Here is a 19,878-nt window from a genome sequence, read left to right on the forward strand (position 1 = left end):
ATCCCGCACGGGACGGCGGGCGTCGCCATGTCCGCCCGGCCGACGTCTCCGGGGCGCCTCCCGTGAGCCAGGCTGACCGGGCGCTCCGGCGGCAGGAGAGGAGGCGAACCGGGCATGGTGAGGGGGCTTGCAGATCGGGCGCCTCACCGTGAGGGGCGCCCACGGCCTCACGGGCTGTCTGGTCCCGGACGTACGGGCCCTCAAACTCACGGCCGTTCGGACTCACGGCCGTTCGGACTCGCGGCCGTTCGGACTCGCGGCTGCTCGGTCTCACGGCCCCTCGGGCTCGTGGCCGATCGGTCTCACGGCCCCTCGGGCTCGCGGGAGCGGTGGGGCGTCCGGGTGGTCGGCGAGGAGGCGTTCGATCAGGTCGGCCGCCACTCCGAGGACACGGCACTCCTCCGGCGTCAGCGCCCGGGACATGGCCTCCGCGAGCCGGGCGTCGCCGCCCCGCACCTGGTCGGCGAGCGCCGCGGCGCCCAGGTCGGTCAGGACGATGAGATGGCGCCTGCGGTCACCGGCGTCGCGGGAGCGGCGGACCAGGCCGCCCTCCTCCAGGGACGCCAGCGCCCGCGTGATCGACTGCGGCTGCAGGTGCTCGGCCGCCGCCAGCTCGCCCGCCGTCATCGCGCCGTGCCTGCGCAGGTGTCCCAGCAACGACAGCGCCAGCCTTCCCGGCGCCTCGGCGGTGCGCTCGTCCCGCAGCCGCCTCGCGAGCGCGACGGCGGCCCGCCGCAGCGAGGCGGCCGTCGCGTGCACCTCTCCCTCTTCCATGGTTACTACGCTATCACTTATCAATGTTCCCGCCGTTTGCGGCAATCTGGGAGTGTATTGGTACGCTCTGCGTATGATATGGTTGCGGATGGCTGTCGGCGCGCTCGGGGTGGGCGGGCCGGTCGCGCTGGGCGTCGCCGCAGGGCGACCGGCGCTGGGCGCGCTCGCCGCCGTCGGTGCGCTGGCCGCCACCGGCCTGTCTTCGCCCGCCGGGCCGCGCGAAGGCGCTTCCCCCGGCTCCGCATCCGCCGGGGCGGTCCTGCGGGGAGCCGCGAGCATCGTGGGCGCCGTCGCCGCCGCCGGGTTCGCGGGCGCCGCCGTGACCGGGCACGGATGGGGCGGAGCGGTCGCGCTCGTCCTGCTGGCGGCCGTGGCCGCCCTCGCCGGCGGGGCCGGGCGGCCCATGGCCGAGCTCACCACTCGCTTCGTCACGTTCATGGTCATCACGACCGGCCCCGCCCGGAACGGCCACCCGCTCGCGGTCTCCGCCGTCGTCGCCGCGGGCGTGGCATGGGGAGTCCTGCTCGCCCTCCCGCCGGCCCTGACCCTGGCGCGCGGAACGGGCGACGCGCCGCACCGCCCCCAGGCGCGTAAGACAAACGCCGCACCGCGCCGCGCCTCGCCTCCGAGGGCGAGCGCCGCGCTGCGCCAAAGTTCGGCACGCGTGACGGCGCGCGACGCGCTGCGCCGCGCCTCGCCCCCGCGGACGGGCGACGTGCCGCGTCAAGACTCGGCACACGTGACGGGCGAAGCGCCGCGCCGGAGGAGCGTGGCGTTCGCGAGGCGCGTCCGCCTGGGAGCGCTCAGCGCCACCAGTCGCCGCTACGCCGTGCGCCTGACCGCCTGTCTCGGCGCGGCCCAGGTCATCGCCCTGCTCTGGCCGCACCCGACCGCGTCCTGGATCTCGGTCACCGTGGTGATCGTGGTGCGGCGGCAGCTGACCGGCGCCGCCCGGCGGGCCGTCGAGCGGGCCGCCGGCACCGCCGCGGGCGCCCTCGCGGCGGCCGCCCTGCCGCTGTGGGCGCTGACCGCGTGGCCGTTCACGCTCCTGGTGGCCGGGCTGGCCGCGCTGCGCCCGGCGTTCAAGGATCGTCGCCCGGCCCTGTACGCCGCCGTGATGACCCCCCTCGTCCTGCTGCTCACCGGGGGCGCCCCTGCCGGCCTGGCGGGCCTCCGGATCGCCGACACCGCCATCGGGTGCGCGCTCGCCCTGGGTTTCGGGTATCTCCCCTGGGCAGTACGCCGCCGAAAGCAAGCCCACCAGCAAGACGACCGCACAGACCAGGCCGCGAGCCGGCCGGACAAAGTGAGGAGCACCCGTGCCGACGTGGAGTGACCACGCGATCCTCTGGCAGGTCTACCCCCTCGGCTTCACCGGGGCCCCCGCCGCCGCCCCGCCGCCCGAAGAGCCGACTCAGCACCGGCTGCGGCGCCTGCTGCCGTGGCTGGACTACGCCGTCGAGCTGGGCTGCTCCGGCCTCCTCCTCGGCCCGATCTTCGCCTCCGAGACCCACGGCTACGACACCGTCGACCACTTCCGCGTCGATCCGCGCCTGGGCGACGACGCCGACTTCGACGAACTGGTCGCCGAGACGCGCCGGCGCGGGCTGCGGATCGTGCTCGACGGCGTCTTCAACCACGTCGGCAGGTCCTTCGCCGGCGGCCCGTCCTGGTTCAGGAAGGGGCCGGACGGCTACGACACGTTCGAGGGCCACGAGCGCCTGGTCGCCCTCGACCACGATCAGCCGGCGGTGCGCGACCACGTCGCCGCCGTCCTCGACCACTGGCTCGCCCGCGGCGCGGCCGGCTGGCGGCTCGATGCCGCCTACGCCGTCCCTCCGGCGTTCTGGCGCGAGGTGCTGCCGGGCGTCCGCGAGCGGCATCCCGAGGCGTGGTTCGCCGGCGAGGTCATCCACGGCGACTACGCCGGGTACGTCAAGGAGTCCGGGCTCGACTCCGTCACCCAGTACGAGCTGTGGAAGGCGATCTGGAGCTCCATCAACGACCGCAACCTGTTCGAGCTGGCCTGGGCCCTCGACCGGCACAACGACCTGCTCGCCACCTTCACCCCGCTCACCTTCGCCGGCAACCACGACGTCACCCGGCTCGCGACCCGGCTCGACGACCGGCGCCACCTCGGGCACGCCCTGGCGATCCTGCTCACCGTGGGCGGGGTCCCGAGCCTGTACTCCGGCGACGAGCAGGCGTTCGAGGGGCTGAAGGAGGAGCGCGCGGGCGGCGACGACGCGATCCGCCCGGCCTTCCCGGACACCCCGGCCGGTCTGGCCCCGTACGGACTGCCGGTCTACCGCCTCCATCAGAACCTCGTCGGCCTGCGCCGCCGCCACCCGTGGCTGGTGCGGGCCCGCACGGACGTCGAGCACCTGACGAACCGGGCCGCCGTGCTCCGGTCGCGCGCCGGCGCTCAGGCGCTGGTCACCCTGCTCAACCTCGACGACCGGGCCTACCGCTTCCCGGTCGACGTCTCCCGGCTGACGCCGCTGGCCCCGGACCGCGGCGCCCACGACCCCGCCGTCGTCGGCCCGCACGCCTGGCGGATCCTCGCCGAACGACCGGCGTGATATAGATCACCAAAAGTGTAGGGAATATAGGAAAGCAAGCGGCGCGTTAGCACCCATCGTGGACGAGGCATACGCCAACTACCGAGGCGCCCCCATCGGCGGGCGCTGTTGTCGCATGCGTACCCGGCGAATGCACGCCCGGCGAATGCGCTGACCGAGCGCCCGGCCGAGCGAACCCGCCGACCGAGCCGCCCCGCCGCGGGCCGAAGCCGCCCGCGAGCGCGAAGAGGCGCGAAGACCCGTCCGCCCACCACGAAGGTTCCCCGATGATCGCACCGAGCTACGTGCTGCGCAGGCTGAGCCACCTGCCCTTCCACCCCGGCACCCGCTGAGCCGCGCCCCGAGTCCGCGCTCTCTCTCCTGACGTTCGTTCCCGGCGGCGTGCGCCGCTGCCAGTGTGGGGTTTTCTCGTGATCCAGGTTTCCGGCCTGCGCAAACTGTACGGAGACACCGTCGCCCTCGACGGTGTCGACCTGCGGGTGCGCGAAGGCGAGATCTACGGCGTGCTCGGCCAGAGCGGCGCCGGCAAGAGCACGCTGCTGCGCTGCGTCAACCTGCTCGAACGGCCGACCGCCGGCACCGTGACGGTCGCCGGCCAGGACCTGACCGCGCTGCCGTCCCGTGAGCTGAACCGGGCGCGCCAGCGCATCGGCATGATCCACCAGCACTTCGCGCTGCTGTCCTCGCGCACCGTCGCCGGCAACGTGGCGTTCCCGCTGGAGGTCATGGGCGTGCCGCGGGCCGAGCGGGCCCGGCGCGTCGCCGAGCTGCTCGACCTCGTCGGCCTGTCCGGCCGCGGCGGCGACCACCCGCACCAGCTCTCCGGCGGCCAGAAGCAGCGCGTCGGCATCGCCCGCGCCCTGGCCGGCAACCCGTCGGTGCTGCTGTCGGACGAGGCCACCTCGGCGCTCGACCCGGCGACCACCCGCTCGATCCTCGACCTGCTCAAGCGGCTCAACGCCGAGCTGGGCCTGACGATCCTGCTCATCACGCACGAGATGAACGTCGTCAAGAGCGTGTGCGACTCCGTCGCCATCATGTCCGGCGGCCGGATCGAGGAGTCGGGCGCCATCGCCGACCTCATCCGCACGCCGGGCTCCCGCCTGACCCGCGAGATCTTCCCGCTGCCCGAGCCCGCGCCGTCCGGCTCGGTCACGCTCACCTTCACCGGCGACCCGCAGCGCCCGGTCGTGTCGGAGGCGGTGCGCAAGTTCGACGTCGAGATCAGCATCCTGGGCGGCTCGATCGAGGAGCTGGCCGGAGGCTCGGTCGGCCGGCTGCGCGTGTCGATCGCCGGTGACACCGCCCCGGCGCTCGCCTTCCTGCGCGAGCGCGGACTGCTCGTGGAGGTGACCCCATGACCTGGGACGAGATGACCCCGCTGCTGTGGGAGGCCGCCGGGCAGACCGCGCAGATGGTCGGCTGGTCCACGCTGTTCACGCTGCTGTTCGGGCTGCCGCTGGGCGTGGCGCTCGTGGTCTTCGACCGCGGCGGGCTGCGGCCGCTGCCCGCGCTGCGGTCGGTGCTCGGCATGCTGGTGAACGTCGGCAGGTCGCTGCCGTTCATCGTGCTGATGATCGCGATCATCCCGTTCACCCGGCTCGTGGTCGGCACCACGATCGGCACCGCGGCCGTGGTCGTGCCGCTCACCGTGGGCGCGGTCCCGTTCTTCGCCCGGCTCGTCGAGACCGCCCTGCGCGAGGTCGGCTCCGACGTGGTCCAGGCCGCCCAGGCCATGGGCGCGAGCCGGACGACGATCGTCCGCAAGGTGCTGCTGCCCGAGGCGTTCCCCGGCCTGGTGGCGGGACTGACCGTCACGGTCGTCGCGCTCATCGGCTACTCGGCCATGGCCGGGACGATCGGCGGGGGAGGACTCGGCGACCTGGCCGTCCGGTACGGCTACCAGCGCTTCGAGACCCTGCTCATGATCGTCACGGTCGTGGTGCTCGTCGTCATCGTGCAGGTCGTGCAGAGCCTGGGCGACGCCGTGGCCCGCCGCCTGTCCCACCGCTGACTTACCCTCACCACCCTGAATAAGTAAGGAAAAATCATGAAATTGCGGAACATTGTGGGTGTCGCTGCCCTTTCGGTGTTGCTCGCCGCGTGCGGTTCGTCGCAGACCGCGACGACGAACGCGGGCGCCGAGTCCGCCGACACCGTGATCAAGGTGGGCGCCTCCCCGGTGCCGCACGGCGAGATCCTCAACTACGTCAAGGACAACCTGGCGCCCGCCGCCGGGCTGAAGCTGGAAGTGGTCGAGTTCACCGACTACGTGCAGCCGAACGTGCAGCTCAGTGAGGGCAAGCTGGCGGCCAACTTCTTCCAGCACAAGCCGTACCTGGACGACTTCAACGCCTCCAAGGGTACGAAGCTGAGCTTCGTCACCCCCGTCCACCTGGAGCCGCTGGGCCTGTACTCCAAGAAGGTCACCAGCCTGCAGGCGCTGCCCTCCGGCGCGAGCGTCGCCGTGCCGAACGACGCCACCAACCTCGGCCGCGCGCTGAAGCTGCTCGCCGACAACGGCGTCATCACCCTCAAGCAGGGCGCCGGCACCACCGCGACCGAGCGCGACGTGACGGGCAACCCGAAGAACCTGGCCTTCAAGCCGCTGGAGGCCGCGCAGCTCCCGCGCTCGCTCGACGACGTGGACGCCGCGGTCATCAACGGCAACTACGCCATCGAGGCCGGCCTCAAGCCCGCCTCCCAGGCGCTGGCCCTGGAGAAGAGCGAGGGCAACCCGTACGTCAACGGCCTGGTCGTGCAGGCCGGGCACGAGAAGGACGCCGGGATCGTCACCCTCGGCAAGCTCCTGCAGGACCCGAAGGTCAAGGAGTTCATCAAGCAGAAGTACCAGGGCTCGGTCATCCCCGCGCAGTGACCGGCTCGGGCCGGACGGAGCCACGGTCTCGACGCGAGGCCGCGGCTCCGTCGTGTCCGGAGCCATGATCGCGAGTGCTGGCGCGGCGGCCGGCGACCGAATAGTGTTCGGTCCATGTACCCGGGAGTGATCGCGGCAACGCACCCGGACAAACCCGCTGTCGTGATGGCGGGCTCCGGGGAGATCGTCACCTATCGGCGGCTGGACGAGGAGTCCAACCGGCTGGCCCACCTCTTCCGCTCCGCCGGGCTGCGCCCGGGCGACCACGTCGCCTTCATGCTCGGCAACCACCCCCTCTTCCTGGCCATCGCCTGGGCCGCCCACCGCTCCGGCCTGTACTACACGGCGATCAGCTCCCGGCTGCTCGCCGGCGAGCTGGCGTACATCGTGGACAACTGCGGCGCCCGGGTCTTCATCGCCGGCGCGGACCTCGCCGAGGTCGCCACCTCGATCACCGGCGCCACGCCGCGCGTCGAGCGCCGCCTCATGCTGGACGGCACGGCGGAGGGGTTCGAGTCGTACGAGCGGGCGGTCGCCGGCATGCCGGTCACGCCGATCCCCGACGAGCGGCAGGGCGCCGACATGCTGTACTCCTCGGGCACCACCGGCCGCCCCAAAGGGGTCAAACCGCCCTTGCCGCGCGCCCCGCTCACCGAGCCGACCATGCTCTACAAGCTCGTGGCCGGCCTGTTCGCGCCGTCCGGCGACAGCGTCTACCTGTCGCCCGCGCCGCTCTACCACGCCGCCCCGCTGCGCTACTGCATGACCTTCCAGCGGCTCGGCGCGACGGTCGTGGTCATGGAGCGCTTCGACCCCGAGGAGTACCTGCGGCTGGTCGAGAAGCACGCGGTCACCCACACGCAGCTCGTGCCCGCCATGTTCAGCCGGCTGCTCAAGCTGCCCGCCGAGGCCCGTGCGGCGTACGACCTGTCGTCGCTGGCCTGCGCCGTCCACGCCGCCGCGCCCTGCCCGGTCCCGGTCAAGGAGCGGATGATGGAGTGGTGGGGCCCGATCATCCACGAGTACTACGCGGGCACCGAGGGCAACGGCTTCCTGTACGCCTCGCCCCAGGACTGGCTGGCGCACCCGGGCACGGTCGGCCGCTCCCTGCTCGGCCCCGTCCACGTCTGCGACGAGCAGGGCCGGGAGCTGCCGCCGGGGGAGACGGGCGTGATCTACTTCGAGAGCGGCGTCCGCTTCGAGTACCACGGCGACCCCGGCAAGACCCGCTCCGTCCAGGACCCGCGGGGGCGCGGCTGGACCACGCTCGGCGACATCGGCCACCTCGACGCCGACGGCTTCCTCTACCTCACCGACCGGCTCTCCTACATGATCATCTCTGGCGGGGTGAACATCTACCCGCAGGAGGCGGAGAACGTCCTGTCCGTCCATCCCGAGGTCGCCGACGTCGCGGTCTTCGGCGTGCCGGACGAGGAGATGGGCGAGCAGGTCAAGGCCGTGGTGCAGCCGGTGTCCATGGACCTGGCGGGGCCGGAGCTGGAGGCGGAGCTGATCGCGTACTGCCGCTCGCGGCTGGCCCCCTACAAGTGCCCGCGCTCGGTCGACTTCCGCGCGGAGCTGCCGCGCCACGCCACGGGCAAGCTCTACAAGCGGCTGCTCAGGGACGAGTACTGGCCGTCCACCGGCGCCACGACGGCAAAGTGAGGGAAGATTTTTCCGGCTTCCCCGCGTGCGTGACCGAGCCCCCACCAGCGGTGATAAGGCCTGCGTGAGACGTCGCAGACACCTCCGATCATCGCCTTAACGTGCACTTACGCGTGACTTGGCACTCTTGGGTCATCGGGACTTGAGGAGATGACAATGAACGCGAACGAGCCTCGCGAGCAGGGAAACGGCGGCTGGAGCCAGTTCGGTGACACGCCGCCCTCCGCCGGGGCCTTCCCCCGTCGGGACACCATGGTCATGGGGCAGCCCGTACCTCCGCCTCCACCGCCCGCGCCCGCCGTCAAGCCGGGCCTCTCCACTCGTCAGAAGGCCATCGCCGGGCTCGCCCTGGCCGCCATGGCCATCGGCGGCGGTGCGGCGGGGGCCGCCGTCGCCACCGCGATGCAGCCGGACACGGTCGCCGTGGCCGCTCCGGCGCCCGCCTCGTTCAAGCAGGCGTCCAGCACCCTGACCGTCTCGGACGTCGCCGCGAAGCTGCAGCCGTCCGTCGTCATGATCGAGGGCAGCACCGGTGAGGGGTCGGGCGTGGTGCTGACCGCCGACGGCCTCATCCTCACCAACAACCACGTGGTCGTGGGGGCCGGGCAGGGCGGCCAGATGTCGGTCAAGTTCAGCGACGGCAAGAGCGCCAAGGCGTCGGTCGTCGGCACCGACCCGGCCACCGACCTCGCGGTCATCAGGGCCGAGGGCGTGTCGGGGCTGACCCCCGCCCGGCTCGGCGACAGCGATCAGCTCAGGGTCGGCGCGCCCGTCCTCGCCATCGGCAGCCCGCTCGGCCTGCAGGGGTCGGTCACGGCCGGCATCGTCAGCGCCCTCGACCGCACGCTCAGCGTCGGCGGCGAGCAGCAGCAACAGCAGGTCCCGCCCGGCTGGGGCCAGCAGCCGGGCGGCCAGTCGGGCGAGGTGACCACGATCGGCGGCGCCATCCAGACCGACGCGGCGATCAACCCCGGCAACTCCGGCGGTGCGCTCGTCGACGCGGCGGGCCAGGTCGTGGGCATCAACAGCGCCATCGCCACCAACGGCGGCAGCAGCGGCAACATCGGGGTGGGCTTCGCCATCCCGATCAACACCGCCAAGCAGGTGGCCGACCAGCTCATCAAGAGTGGCAAGGCCAGCCACGCCTACCTCGGCGTCAGCGTCACCGACGCCACCGGCGACGTCTCGGGTGCCCTGGTCCGCCAGGTGATCGAGGGAAGCCCGGCGGCCAAGGCGGGGCTCCAGGAGGGCGACCTCATCACCAAGATCGCCGGCAAGCCGGTGGACGGTGGAGATACGGTACTTGGGCAGGTCAGAGGTTTCAAAGTGGGCCAACAGGTTCAGATCACATATATGAGGGATGGCAAGACGAGTAACGTCACCGTCACTCTCGAAGAGAAGAAATAACAGGACCCCCTCACGGACGGGTGTGCCGTCGAGATCGCTGCGGACTCGGCGGCACACCCCCGTTCAGGTTTCCGGCGCGGGGGCCGTCAGGAGAACCGGCGGCCCTCGTCGCGCCGGTAGGCCCAGGCGGCGGCCAGCGCCGCCGCGACCGTCCACACCACGAGCATGACGATCCCGGTGATGTTCGGGGTCGAGCCGGTGGCCGCGCTCCACACCAGCTCCGCCGCGCCGCGGCTGGGCACGTACGGGGAGAGCGCCTGCAGGAACTCCGGCATGAACTGCGGCGGCATGAACAGCCCGCCCACGATCGCGATCGGGAAGAACACCACCTGCGACACGCCGATGGCCGCCTTCGACGGCAGCAGGAACCCCAGGAACAGCCCGATCAGCATGAACGGCAGCGCTCCCGCGAGCAGCGCCGCCAGCCCGAGCGCCAGCCTCGGCGCCGTGACGCTGGCCTTCGTCAGCAGCGCCGCGATGACCAGCACCGGCACGGTCGCCGCGAGCATGACCGCCATGGTGGTCAGGATGCGACCGGCGAAGCGGGGGAACGGCCCGGCGGGCAGCGTGCGCAGGTAGGGGTTCCACGGCTGCTCGCGGTCCTGCGCGACCGAGATGCTCAGGCCCATCACCGCCGCCGACATCGCGCCGATCATCATCATCGAACCGGTCGCCCGGGTCGCGCCGACCGGGTCGTCGCCCCCGAACGGCACGACGAACGCCAGCATCGACGCCGCCGGGAAGAACGCGCTGGCCACCAGCCCGAGCGGCACCCGGATCTGCTCCAGGAGCTGGTAGCGGGTGTGGGCGAGGACGAGACTAGACATCGGCGGTCTCCTTCGAGGTGATGGCGAGGAACGCCTCCTCCAGCGAGGTGGGCCGGATCTCCAGCCCCGAGAACGGCGTGCCGCTGCGCACCAGCTCCACCACCAGCCGGTCGGGGTCGGCGGTGAGCAGGTGGACGCGGCCGTCCTCGCGCTCGCTGCCGAGGACGCCGGGCAGCTCGGGCAGCTCGGCCGCGGTCAGCGAGACGCGGCGCGTGCCGACCACGTCGCGGATGGCGGTCACGGTGTCGTCGGCCAGCACCCGTCCGTGGCCGACGACGATGACGCGTCGCGCCAGCGCCTCGATCTCCTCCAGGTAGTGGCTGGTCAGCACGATCGTGCCGCCCTGCTCGTGGAAGCTCCGGACGCCGTCCCATAACGCGCGCCGGGCCTCCACGTCGAGGCCGGTGGTGGGCTCGTCGAGGAAGACCACGCGAGGCTCGCCGGCGAAGGCGAGCGCCACGGCCAGCCGCCGCCGCTGCCCGCCCGACAGGCCGCCGATCTGCCGCTTGACCAGGTCCTGGAGCCCGAACCGTTCGAGCAGCTCGCCCTTGTCCGCCCGGTGCGGGTAGTGGGCGGAGACGAAGTCGACGATCTCGCCGACCCGCAGCGCCTCGGGCAGGCCCGTCTCCTGCGGGGTGACGCCGATGCCCTGCCGTACCAGGGGGTCCTGGGGGGAGCCGCCGAGCAGCTCCACCGTGCCGGACGTCGGCCTGCGCAGGCCGACGAACAGGTTGATGAGCGTGGACTTGCCGGCCCCGTTCGGGCCGAGCAGGCCGACCAGCTCGCCGGCCCGGATGTCGAGGGACACCCGGTCGAGCGCGAGCACGTCGCCGTACCTGCGCGACACCTCGGTCGCGCGGGCGAGGACGGTCATGATGAGCCTCCAGCATGGTCGAGGAGGGCGCGGATGGCCCTGGTGTACTCGTCGAAGGCCAGCCGCCCGCGCTTCGTGAGCCCGACGTAGGTGACGGGGGTGCGGCCCTTGTGGGTCTTGGTGATCCGGACGTACCCGGCGTCCTCCAGCTTGGTGAGGTGGACGGACAGGTTGCCCGCGGTCATGCCGAGCAGGTCCTTCAGCGCCGGGAACGCCATCTCGTCGCGGTCGCCGAGGGTGTTGAGCGCCGCCACCACGCGCAGCCGGGCCTGGGCGTGGATGACGGGGTCCAGCTCGGGCGGCGGGGTGGCGTCGGCGGTCACGGGCGCCGCCTGAGCCACAGGCTCGCCGCGATGAACCCGCCGCCGACGAGGACCGCGACCAGGAGGGCCTGCCAGCCCGCGCCGAGCATGACGCCGGTGGCGTCGACGGCGATGGTCCAGGCGCCGAGGAAGAACATCGGCCATTCCAGCCAGACCGCCGCCGACATCATGTACATCAGGCCGACGACGAGCAGCGACGCGCCCGTCCAGAGGATCTGCACCTCCTCCTCCGGCAGGGCGATGGAGAGCCGGACGCAGATGACGATCATGAGGGCCATCCCGGCTGCCCAGCTGTAGCCGGTCATGGCGCCGCGCGCCGAGGCGTCGCCGCGCACCTGCCGGCTCCGCCGCGCGATGCCGAACCCGGCGAAGGCGCCCGCCAGGACCTGCGCGCCCTGGAGCACGCCGACCGCCTGCATCTGCGAGATCGGGGCCAGGCCCCGGCCGTCCAGCCCGAAGTGCAGGAAGACCGCGCCGAAGCCGATCAGCCAGGCGACGCCCCACGGGAGGTAGAGAAGCAGCGGCTCACCCTTGAGCTGCCGGACGGTGGCCGCCTGCTGCCGCTCGATGAGCCGGAGGGTCTCCTCCGGGGTGGGTGGGGCCTCGGGGTCGTCTGTCATCTCAACCTCTCTCACCGCCAAACTGGTTTGAATCGTAAACCAGATGGCGCCGCCAACTCAACCCCCGTCCCCGGAGGCGCGGGTCAGCGGGCGGTCAGTTCCCGGAGGGGAGAGCCGGACACGAAGGCGGAGATGTCCTCCACCGCCTCCGTGTAGTAGGTGCGGTAGTTGCCCTCGGTGACGTAGCCGAGGTGAGGCGTGGCGAGCACGTTGGGCAGGGTGCGCAAGGGGTCGCCGGCGGGCAGCGGCTCGGTCTCGAACACGTCGAGGCCGGCCCCCGCGATCCAGCCCTCGCGCAGCGCGCGCAGCAGCGCCGCCTGGTCGACGAGGCCCGCGCGGGAGGTGTTGACGAGATACGCGTGCGGCCGCATCGCGCGCAGTTCCGCCTCGCCCAGCAGGCCGCGGGTGCGCTCGGACAGGACGAGGTGGAGCGACACGAAGTCGCTGCGGCGCAGCAGGTCCTCCTTGCCGGCGGCGAGCCGGGCCCCGGCCTCGGCCGCCCGCTCGGGGGTGAGGTGCGGGCTCCAGGCGAGGACGTCCATGCCGAAGGCGGTGGCGATGCGGGCCACGCTAGCGCCGATCTTGCCGAGGCCGATCAGGCCGAGGGTGCGGCCGTGGAGGTCCTGGCCGACGGTGGACTGCCACGGCCCGCCCTCGCGCAGGGCCCGGCTCTCGGCCGGCAGCCGCCGGGCCAGGCCCAGGATGAGAGCCCAGGTCAGCTCGACGGGCGGGGTGGAGCTGCTGGCCGTCCCGCAGACCGTCACGCCGGCCGCGGCCGCCGCGGCGAGGTCGATCGACGCGTTGCGCATGCCCGTGGTCACCAGCAGCCGCAGCCGGGGCAGGCGGCGCAGGAGGTCCGCGTCGAACGGGGTGCGCTCCCGCATGGCCACGACGATCTCGCAGTCGGCGAGGGCGGCGACGAGCTCGTCCCGGTCCGCGAGATGCTCGCGCAGCGCGCGCACCTCGACCTTCCCGGCCAGAGGGCTCCAGTCGGCGGCGGTCAGGGCGACGCCCTGGTAGTCGTCCAGCACAGCGCAGCGGAGGGTCATGCGGGGATCCTGGTTCTCGTCGAGGCGTTCCGGTCGGTGATCAGCGGGAGCGGGTGAGGGCCTCGGACTCCCACAGGTCACGGTAGTAGCCGGGCTCGGCGACCAGCTCGGCGTGGGTGCCGCGCTGGATCACCCGGCCCTCCTCCAGCACGACGATCTCGTCCACGCCCTCCAGGCCGCGCAGCCGGTGGGTGACGAGCAGCGTGGTACGGCCCCGGGTCGCGTCGAGCAGGTCGGCCATGAGCCGGTCGGCCGTCTCCTCGTCCAGTGCCTCGGCGGGCTCGTCCAGCAGCAGCACCGGCGGGTCGTGCAGCAGGGCCCGCGCCAGGGCCAGCCGCTGGAGCTGCCCGCCGGACACGGTCCGGCCGTCCTCGCCGAGCTGGGCGTCCCAGCCGGTCCGCTCGACCCACTGCTCCAGCCGCGCCTCGCGCACGGCCCGCGTCAGCTCCTCCTCGCCCGCCTCGGGGCCGGCCAGGCGGAGGTTGTCGCGCAGGGTGGTCTGGAAGACGTACGGGTCCTGGGTCAGGCCCGTCATGAGCGTCCGCGCGTCGTCGGAGGCGAGGCCGCGGATGTCGGCGCCGTTGACCAGCACCCGGCCGGCCTCCGGCTCCACCAGGCGCATCAGCGCCGACAGCAGGCTGCTCTTGCCGGCGCCGCTGGGGCCGACGAGCGCGACCCGCCGGCCCGGCGTCAGGGTCAGCGACACGCCGTCGAGCGCGGGCCGGGCGGCGTCAGCGTGCCGCACGACCAGGTCCTCGACCTCCACCGTGTACGGCGGGGCGGGCACGGGCGCGGGGTCGCGCGGCTCGGCGACGGCGGCCGGGGCCGTGCGGACCTCCTTGAGACGCCGCAGCGCGGCCGTGATGCCCGCCATGCGCTCGCCCGCCGCCGCCAGCGGCAGCACCGGCTCGAACGACACCAGGGCGGTCAGCGCCAGCACGGCCGTGGCCACGGAACCGGCGCCCGCGCCCTGGGCGAGCAGTACGATCGCCGCCACGGTCAGCCCCTGCACGAGGGTGCCGCCGGCCAGGGCGAGGGCGTGGACGCGGGCCTGGCGCCGTTCGAGGGCCGCCAGGTCGTCGTCCGCGGCCAGCGCCGCCGTCAGCGCCCTGCCCTCCGCCCCGTACGCGGCCAGGTCGGCCGAGCCGTGCACCAGGTCCGCCACCGAGCCCGCCAGCGCGGCCCGCGCCGGGGCGATCCGCGCCGACCAGTGGCGCGCCGCGGCGGCGGTGAGCGCGGGCAGCAGCACGCCGGACACGGCCAGCCCGCCGACCAGCACCAGCGCCGTCACGGGCAGCACGAACAGCCCGACGACGACCGCGGCCAGACCGGTCAGCACCGCGGCGGCGGCCGGGATCAGGGCGCGCACGAGGAGGTCCTGGACCGCCTCGGTGTCGTCCACCATGCGGCTGAGCAGGTCGGCGCCGCCGTGCCGCGCCGGGCGTGGCGGGATCAGCGCCTCGTACAGCTCCTCGCGGGTGGCCGCCTGGGCGCGCAGGGCCACGTCGTGGCCGGTGAGGCGCTCGGCGTAGCGCAGGACGCCCTTGCCGGTGGCGAAGGCCCGCGTGGCCACGATCGCCACGCTCAGCGCGGCCAGCGGCGGCTGCTCGGCGGCCCGGGTGATCAGCCACGCGGCGGCGGCGATCAGGCCCAGCCCGGCCAGGTCGGCGCCCGCCCCGGCCAGGACGGCCCAGGTCAGCCGGAGTCCCATCCGCCGGTTCACCGGTCACCTCCGAGGTCCTGTCCACCGGCCCGCACGGCTTCCTCGCCGCCGGGCCCGGTCTGCGGGTGTTCGTCATCGGCCGCCCGGTCTTCCGTCCGCGTTTCGGGAGACGGCCCGTCCGGACGTCGGGCGTCTGAGGAGGGCGTGCCGGGAGAGGGGGCGGGGGTGTGCGTGGAGGGCGTGCCGGGAGAGGGGGCGGGCGCGTCCGTGGAGGGCACGCTGGAGGAGGGGGACTGTGAAGCGGGCGCGTCCGCGGGCGGCGTGGCGGAGGAGGGGGAGTGAGAGGCGGGCGCGTTCGTGGGCGGGGGAGCGGGGGAGGGGAGCCGGGGGCGGGCGGTGGTGTCGGAGATCACGCGGCCCTCGTGGAGGCGGACGACCCGGTCCGCCAGCTCGATCATCGCGGGCCGGTGCGCGACGATGACGGCCGTGCGGCCCTCGCTCAGCTCGGCCGTCGCCGCGACCACCGCGGCCTCGCTGCGCCCGTCGAGCCGGGCGGTCGGCTCGTCCAGCAGCAGCACCGGGGCGTGCGGACGGCAGAAGGCCCGGGCCAGCGCGACCCGCTGCCGCTGGCCGGCCGACAGGTTGGCGCCGCGCTCGCCCACCGGGGTGTCGTAACCGCCGGGGAGCCGTTCGACGAACTCGTCGGCACGGGCCGCCGCGGCCGCCCGGCGTACCTCGTCCAGGGTGGCCTCGGGGGCGCCCAGCCGGATGTTGCCGGCCACGGACGTCGCGAACAGGTGGGGCCGCTGCGGCACGAACGCCAGCCGGTCGCGCCAGGCGCGCGGGTCGAGGTCGCGCAGGTCGGCGCCGTCGACGAGGACGCGGCCCTCGGCCGGCTCGACGAAGCGGAGGAGCAGGTGGAGAAGCGTGCTCTTGCCGCCGCCGCTCTCGCCGACGAGCGCGACCCGTTCGCCCGGCTCGATGGTCAGGGACACGCCGGACAGGGCCGCGTCGTCCCGTCCGGGGTAGCGCACGGTGACGTTCTCCAGCTCGATCCGCGGCGCCCCGCGCCCCGGCCCGGCGGCCGCGGCGACCCCTCCGGCCCCGGCGGCCCGCGGCGCGCCGGACTCCGGCGCGGTGGCCTGCGACGCGGCGGGCTCCGGCGTGGTGGCCCGGTCGAGGACGGCGAAGGCGGCGTCGGCCGCCGCGACCCCCTCCATCGAGGCGTGGAAGCGCGTGCCCATCGCGCGCAGCGGCAGGTACGCCTCGGGCGCCAGCAGCAGCACCAGCAGCGCCGTCGTCAGGTCCAGCGTCCCGCCCAGCAGCCGCAGCCCGATCGGCACCGCCACCAGCGCCAGCGACAGCGACGCGCACAGCTCCAGCACCAGCGACGACAGGAACGCCACCCGCAGCGTCCGCATGGTGGCCGCGCGGTGGGCGTCGGCGACCTGCCGGATGACCGTCGCCTGGTGGCGGGCCCGGCCGAACGCGCGCAGCGTCGGCAGGCCGCGCACCACGTCGAGGAAGTGCCCGCCGAGCCGGGACAGCGCGTGGAACTGCCGCTCGGTGACCGCCTTGGTCGTCATGCCCACCAGCGCGCCGAAGACCGGGATCAGCGGCAGCGTGACCAGGACGATCACCGCGCTGGCCAGGTCGGCGGCGAACAGCCGGACCAGCACCGCCAGCGGCACCACCCCGGCGACGGCCACCGCGGGCAGGTAGCCGGTCAGGTAGGCGTCGAGCCGGTCGAGGCCGCGGCCGGCGAGCGTGACGAGTTCGCCCGAGCGGTGGCCGCTCAGCCGGGCCGGGCCGAGCTCCTGGAGCCGTTCCAGCAGCCGCCGGCGCAGGGCGGACTTCACGCCGGTGGCGGTGCGCCCGGCGAAGGCGCCCTGGGTCCAGGCCAGCAGGGCCCGCAGCGCCACCACGGCGACCAGGCCGGTCAGCGCCGTCGCGGCGAACCTGCCCGACAGCACGCCGGCCAGCAGTTCGGCCTGCACCAGCACGAGCAGCCCGGCGACGACCGCGGCCGCGAGGGTGACGGCCAGGTGGCGGCGTACCGACCGCTCGGCCCGCATGAGCCGGAGGAGATCTCGATGCACGTGTCCTCAGAAGTACTTCAGAAGAACGAGGGGGTCCGGACGGCGCTCCTGCCGGGACGGAAGAAGCGCCACACCCATACTTGCGCGAGCACCATGACGGGCGCGAACGGCAGCGCCATGACACCCATCACACCCAGCGTGGACGCCGGAGCGCTGTGGTCCAGCAGGTACGGCAGGGAGCCCCCGAGCACGGCGAGAGCGGGCAGGGCGGCGGCCAGCGCGGACAGGGCCAGGGCCCGCCCGGTGCGGGTGATGCCGGCGGTCTCCGGCGCGCGCCAGCCGAGGAACGTCCAGCCGTGCCAGGCGAACAGCAGCGTGACCACCACGCCCAGGAGCAGCCCGAACGGGTGCAGCAGCGAGGAGCCGAAGCCCGTCGTGGCGGCGTACAGCGCGACGCCCCAGCCGAACGACAGCCCCAGCGAACCGGCCGTGATCATCGCGTCCCAGAACCGCCGCCAGCCGGGCCCGTCGATCCGGCGCCGGAACCACAGCCCGGCGTCACGGACGACCCACGACAGCAGCATGGCCACCACCAGCGGGTAGAGCCCGAACAGCGCCTCGCCCTCCAGGTGCGGGTAGACGCCGAAGAGCGCGCCGGCGACCGCGACCAGCCACACCTCGTTGGCCAGCACGAAGGGCGCCATGGCGGCGACCATGCGGTCGCGGGTCTCCTGGGTCCGGCCGATCACCGGCATGAGCAGCCCCACGCCGAGATCGAAGCCCTCCAGCGCGAAGTAGCCGGACAGGAGCAGCGTGAAGACGGCGTACCAGATCAGTTCCATGGCGGATGGCTCCTAGTAGCTCAGCGCGGGGGCGGGCCGCTCCTCGGCGGCGGCGCCCAGGTCGAGGTCGCGCGGGCCCCGGCGGATCAGCCGGGCGATGAGCGCGTAGTCGGTCAGGGCGAGCAGCCCCAGCACGGCGGTGAAGCCGACCAGCGAGACGGTGATCATGCCCGGGGTGAGGCCGGGGGACATGGCGTCGGCGACGGTCAGCTTCTTCCAGACCATCCACGGCTGGCGTCCCAGCTCCCTGGCCAGCCAGCCGCAGACGGCCAGGACGAACGGGACGGGCGTGAGGATCATGAGCAGGCGGTGCGTCCAACGCCAGCGCGGCAGGAAGCGCACCAGCGGCAGCATGAGGAACACCGCGACGAGGAACATCAGGTTGCCGAAGTCCATCATCAGGGCGAGCGGCGTGGCGGCGGTGTCGCCCTTGAACTTGCCCTCCTGGATGCCGCCGAACTGGGCGTATCCGTAGCCGACGGTCAGCGTGATGCCGACGGCGGCCGTCACGATGCCCGTGCGCATCGAGCGGGTGAAGAACGCGGCGTCCTCGCCGCCGCGGCGCAGCCGGTAGGCGCTCGCGCCGACCAGCACCATGCCGGCCGTGAACAGGCCCGCGCTGATCACGTGCGGGAAGGAGAACACCAGGGTCTTGTTCGTGAACAGGGCCGCGGCGTCGACCAGCTCCATGCGGCCGCCGCGCTCGACGGCGCCGGCGGGGTTCTGCAGGAAGGAGTTGGCGGCCATGATGAACCAGGCGCTGGCGTACGCGGTGAGCGTCACGGCCCAGATGCAGGCCAGGTGGAGCCACTTCGGCAGCCGGCCCCAGCCGAAGATCCACAGGCCGAGGAACGTGGACTCCAGGAAGAAGGCGACGAGCGTCTCCATGGCCAGGGGGGCGCCGAACACGTCTCCGGCGTAGCGGGACAGCCCGCTCCACGACAGCCCGAACTGGAACTCCATCACCAGGCCGGTCACGATGCCCACCGCGTAGTTGGTGACGTAGACCTGCCCCCAGAACCGGACCGTCCGCTCGTGCTCGGGCGCGCCGGACCGCGTCCAGCGGGTGTGCATGATCGCCACCAGCGGCGCCAACCCCAGGGTGAGCAGGACGAACAGGAAGTGCAGGCTTCCCGTCACCGCGAACTGCGTTCGCGCGAGGTCCAGCGCGTCCATGCGCGTCAACTCCTTTATCGAGGCTACCTACATATAGAGAGCCTACATGTAGACTGGCTACATGACGCACGGTTGCCTAGGATCGAGGGCATGAACCCCGACGCGCTCCGCGGCCACATGGACGCTCTCCTGCTGTCCGTGGTCGAGGCCGGGCCGCTGCACGGTTACGCCATCATCGAGGCGCTGCAGGAGCGGAGCGGGGGTGCGCTGTCCGTGCCGACGGGCACCGTGTACCCGGCGCTGCGCAGGCTGGAGCGCGTCGGCCACCTGTCCAGCGAGTGGGCCACGGTCGGCGGCCGCAAACGCCGCACCTACCGGCTCACCGACTCCGGGCGCAGGCAGCTCGAAGGGGAGCGGTCGGCCTGGCGCGCGTTCACCAGCGCCATCGGCAGCGTCCTGAGCCCGGGCCCGGAAGCCCCCTGATACGGATCAGTCGGTCTGTGCCGGGTCAGTCGGTCTGCGCGAGGTCAGTCGGTCTGTGTGGCGCGCCGTGCACGGGTCAGGCGCAGGCAGCGGGTGGCGCCGTAGAGCAGCAGCCCCCAGAAGGCCGACGTGACCAGCTCGGCCAGCGCGACCGGCAGCATCCGGTCGAACTCGCTCGGCAGGCCGGAGGTCAGGGTGAGCGCCGAGCTCAGCAGCCCGCAGACCGGCAGCGCGATCATCACGGTCATCCCGAGTGAGCGGGTGACCGTGCGGGGCCGCCGGATCCAGCGGGCGCCGCGGCCGAGCGCCAGCAGCGCGATCCCGCCGTAGACGCCCGCCCCGGCCTGGACGTAGTCGAGCGTGCGCGAGACCACCCCGTACCAGACCGGGCGATCCTCCCAGGGGGTGCCGGCGGTGGGATAGAGCCGCCAGACCGCCGACCAGATGAGCACGCTGACCGGCAGGCTGAGGAACAGCAGCGCCGCCAGCCGCCGGCCGGCCGCCGCGGTCAGCTCGTCCTGGAAGCCCGGGGCGATCTCCGTCACCTCGCCGAACTCCGCCACGGCCAGCCGCTCGGCCTCGGCGCGGTCGAGCCCGTCCGCCTCCAGGGCGTCGGCGGCGTCGGCCAGGCTGTCGCGTGCCTCGACGACCAGATCGCGCTTGGGCCTGGCAGGTCCGGCCAGCGCCCTGCTCAGATCGGCCACGTAGTCGTCGATCAGCATGCCCCAAGTGTACG

At 73.3% G+C, this 19,878-nt stretch carries 19 protein-coding genes; 8 read left to right on the plus strand and 11 right to left on the minus strand.

The features are described 5' to 3' along the window. Nucleotides 1-270 precede the first annotated feature (270 nt). Entirely contained in the window at nt 271-774 is a 504-nt protein-coding gene (locus tag HTZ77_RS21770) for a MarR family winged helix-turn-helix transcriptional regulator (protein WP_175591491.1), read from the minus strand. An 88-nt stretch (nt 775-862) separates the two neighbouring features. Here HTZ77_RS21770 and HTZ77_RS21775 point away from each other — a divergent pair, with 88 nt between their 5' ends. From HTZ77_RS21775 to HTZ77_RS21805, 7 genes are all read left to right on the plus strand, one after another. Further along, a complete protein-coding gene (locus HTZ77_RS21775) occupies nt 863-2,110 on the plus strand; it encodes an FUSC family protein (RefSeq protein ID WP_175591492.1) in 1,248 nt (415 codons plus the stop codon). After that, nucleotides 2,094-3,356: an alpha-amylase family protein gene (locus HTZ77_RS21780; protein WP_175591493.1), complete on the plus strand. Its 1,263-nt coding sequence runs from the start codon at nt 2,094-2,096 to the stop codon at nt 3,354-3,356. The genes HTZ77_RS21775 and HTZ77_RS21780 overlap by 17 nt, the downstream gene beginning before the upstream one ends. 410 nt (nt 3,357-3,766) lie before the next feature. After that, nucleotides 3,767-4,717: a methionine ABC transporter ATP-binding protein gene (locus HTZ77_RS21785; protein ID WP_175591494.1), complete on the plus strand. Its 951-nt coding sequence runs from the start codon at nt 3,767-3,769 to the stop codon at nt 4,715-4,717. Next, complete coding sequence (locus HTZ77_RS21790; protein WP_175591495.1) at nt 4,714-5,370, plus strand: methionine ABC transporter permease; 657 nt, start codon at nt 4,714-4,716, stop codon at nt 5,368-5,370. The genes HTZ77_RS21785 and HTZ77_RS21790 overlap by 4 nt, the downstream gene beginning before the upstream one ends. 36 nt (nt 5,371-5,406) lie before the next feature. Continuing rightward, nucleotides 5,407-6,234 (plus strand): MetQ/NlpA family ABC transporter substrate-binding protein, encoded by an 828-nt coding sequence (locus HTZ77_RS21795; protein WP_175591496.1) that lies wholly within the window; start codon nt 5,407-5,409, stop codon nt 6,232-6,234. A 114-nt stretch (nt 6,235-6,348) separates the two neighbouring features. After that, nucleotides 6,349-7,899: an AMP-binding protein gene (locus HTZ77_RS21800; protein ID WP_175591497.1), complete on the plus strand. Its 1,551-nt coding sequence runs from the start codon at nt 6,349-6,351 to the stop codon at nt 7,897-7,899. A gap of 156 nt (nt 7,900-8,055) precedes the next feature. Further along, on the plus strand, nt 8,056-9,306 hold the full coding sequence (locus HTZ77_RS21805) for a S1C family serine protease (RefSeq protein ID WP_175591498.1): 1,251 nt from the start codon (nt 8,056-8,058) through the stop codon (nt 9,304-9,306). Between the two features lie 86 nt (nt 9,307-9,392). Here HTZ77_RS21805 and HTZ77_RS21810 read toward each other — a convergent pair whose 3' ends face one another. From HTZ77_RS21810 to HTZ77_RS21845, 9 genes are all read right to left on the minus strand, one after another. Then, on the minus strand, nt 9,393-10,133 hold the full coding sequence (locus HTZ77_RS21810) for an ABC transporter permease (RefSeq protein WP_175591499.1): 741 nt from the start codon (nt 10,131-10,133) through the stop codon (nt 9,393-9,395). Next, on the minus strand, nt 10,126-11,007 hold the full coding sequence (locus HTZ77_RS21815; RefSeq protein WP_175591500.1) for an ABC transporter ATP-binding protein: 882 nt from the start codon (nt 11,005-11,007) through the stop codon (nt 10,126-10,128). Before HTZ77_RS21815 ends, HTZ77_RS21810 begins: the two co-directional genes overlap by 8 nt. Then, nucleotides 11,004-11,330, minus strand: a complete 327-nt coding sequence (locus tag HTZ77_RS21820; protein WP_253780478.1) for a transcriptional regulator — start codon at nt 11,328-11,330, stop codon at nt 11,004-11,006. The genes HTZ77_RS21815 and HTZ77_RS21820 overlap by 4 nt, the downstream gene beginning before the upstream one ends. Beyond that, the gene (locus HTZ77_RS46455) at nt 11,327-11,950 is read right to left on the minus strand and encodes a hypothetical protein (protein ID WP_235994957.1); all 624 of its coding nucleotides are present in this window, start codon (nt 11,948-11,950) and stop codon (nt 11,327-11,329) included. The genes HTZ77_RS21820 and HTZ77_RS46455 overlap by 4 nt, the downstream gene beginning before the upstream one ends. Before the next feature lie 83 nt (nt 11,951-12,033). Next, nucleotides 12,034-12,999, minus strand: coding sequence for a D-2-hydroxyacid dehydrogenase family protein (locus tag HTZ77_RS21825; protein ID WP_175591502.1), 966 nt, complete (start codon nt 12,997-12,999; stop codon nt 12,034-12,036). A gap of 40 nt (nt 13,000-13,039) precedes the next feature. Next, entirely contained in the window at nt 13,040-14,722 is a 1,683-nt protein-coding gene (gene cydC / locus HTZ77_RS21830) for a thiol reductant ABC exporter subunit CydC (protein ID WP_328808691.1), read from the minus strand. Then, nucleotides 14,719-16,761, minus strand: a complete 2,043-nt coding sequence (cydD, locus tag HTZ77_RS21835; RefSeq protein ID WP_328808692.1) for a thiol reductant ABC exporter subunit CydD — start codon at nt 16,759-16,761, stop codon at nt 14,719-14,721. Before cydD ends, cydC begins: the two co-directional genes overlap by 4 nt. Before the next feature lie 17 nt (nt 16,762-16,778). Beyond that, nucleotides 16,779-17,543, minus strand: coding sequence for a cytochrome d ubiquinol oxidase subunit II (locus HTZ77_RS21840; RefSeq protein WP_175591503.1), 765 nt, complete (start codon nt 17,541-17,543; stop codon nt 16,779-16,781). 12 nt (nt 17,544-17,555) lie between these two features. After that, nucleotides 17,556-18,719 (minus strand): cytochrome ubiquinol oxidase subunit I, encoded by a 1,164-nt coding sequence (locus HTZ77_RS21845; RefSeq protein ID WP_175591504.1) that lies wholly within the window; start codon nt 18,717-18,719, stop codon nt 17,556-17,558. A 90-nt stretch (nt 18,720-18,809) separates the two neighbouring features. Here HTZ77_RS21845 and HTZ77_RS21850 point away from each other — a divergent pair, with 90 nt between their 5' ends. After that, nucleotides 18,810-19,142 carry a helix-turn-helix transcriptional regulator gene (locus HTZ77_RS21850; protein ID WP_175591505.1) on the plus strand — a complete coding sequence of 111 codons (333 nt, stop codon included), beginning with the start codon at nt 18,810-18,812 and terminating at the stop codon, nt 19,140-19,142. A 44-nt stretch (nt 19,143-19,186) separates the two neighbouring features. Here the strand turns inward: HTZ77_RS21850 and HTZ77_RS21855 are convergent, their stop codons facing one another. Further along, entirely contained in the window at nt 19,187-19,864 is a 678-nt protein-coding gene (locus HTZ77_RS21855) for a permease prefix domain 1-containing protein (RefSeq protein WP_175591506.1), read from the minus strand. Nucleotides 19,865-19,878: the final 14 nt, after the last annotated feature.

The sequence above is a fragment of the Nonomuraea montanisoli genome (assembly GCF_013363975.1).
In the GTDB taxonomy this organism is placed as follows: domain Bacteria; phylum Actinomycetota; class Actinomycetes; order Streptosporangiales; family Streptosporangiaceae; genus Nonomuraea; species Nonomuraea montanisoli.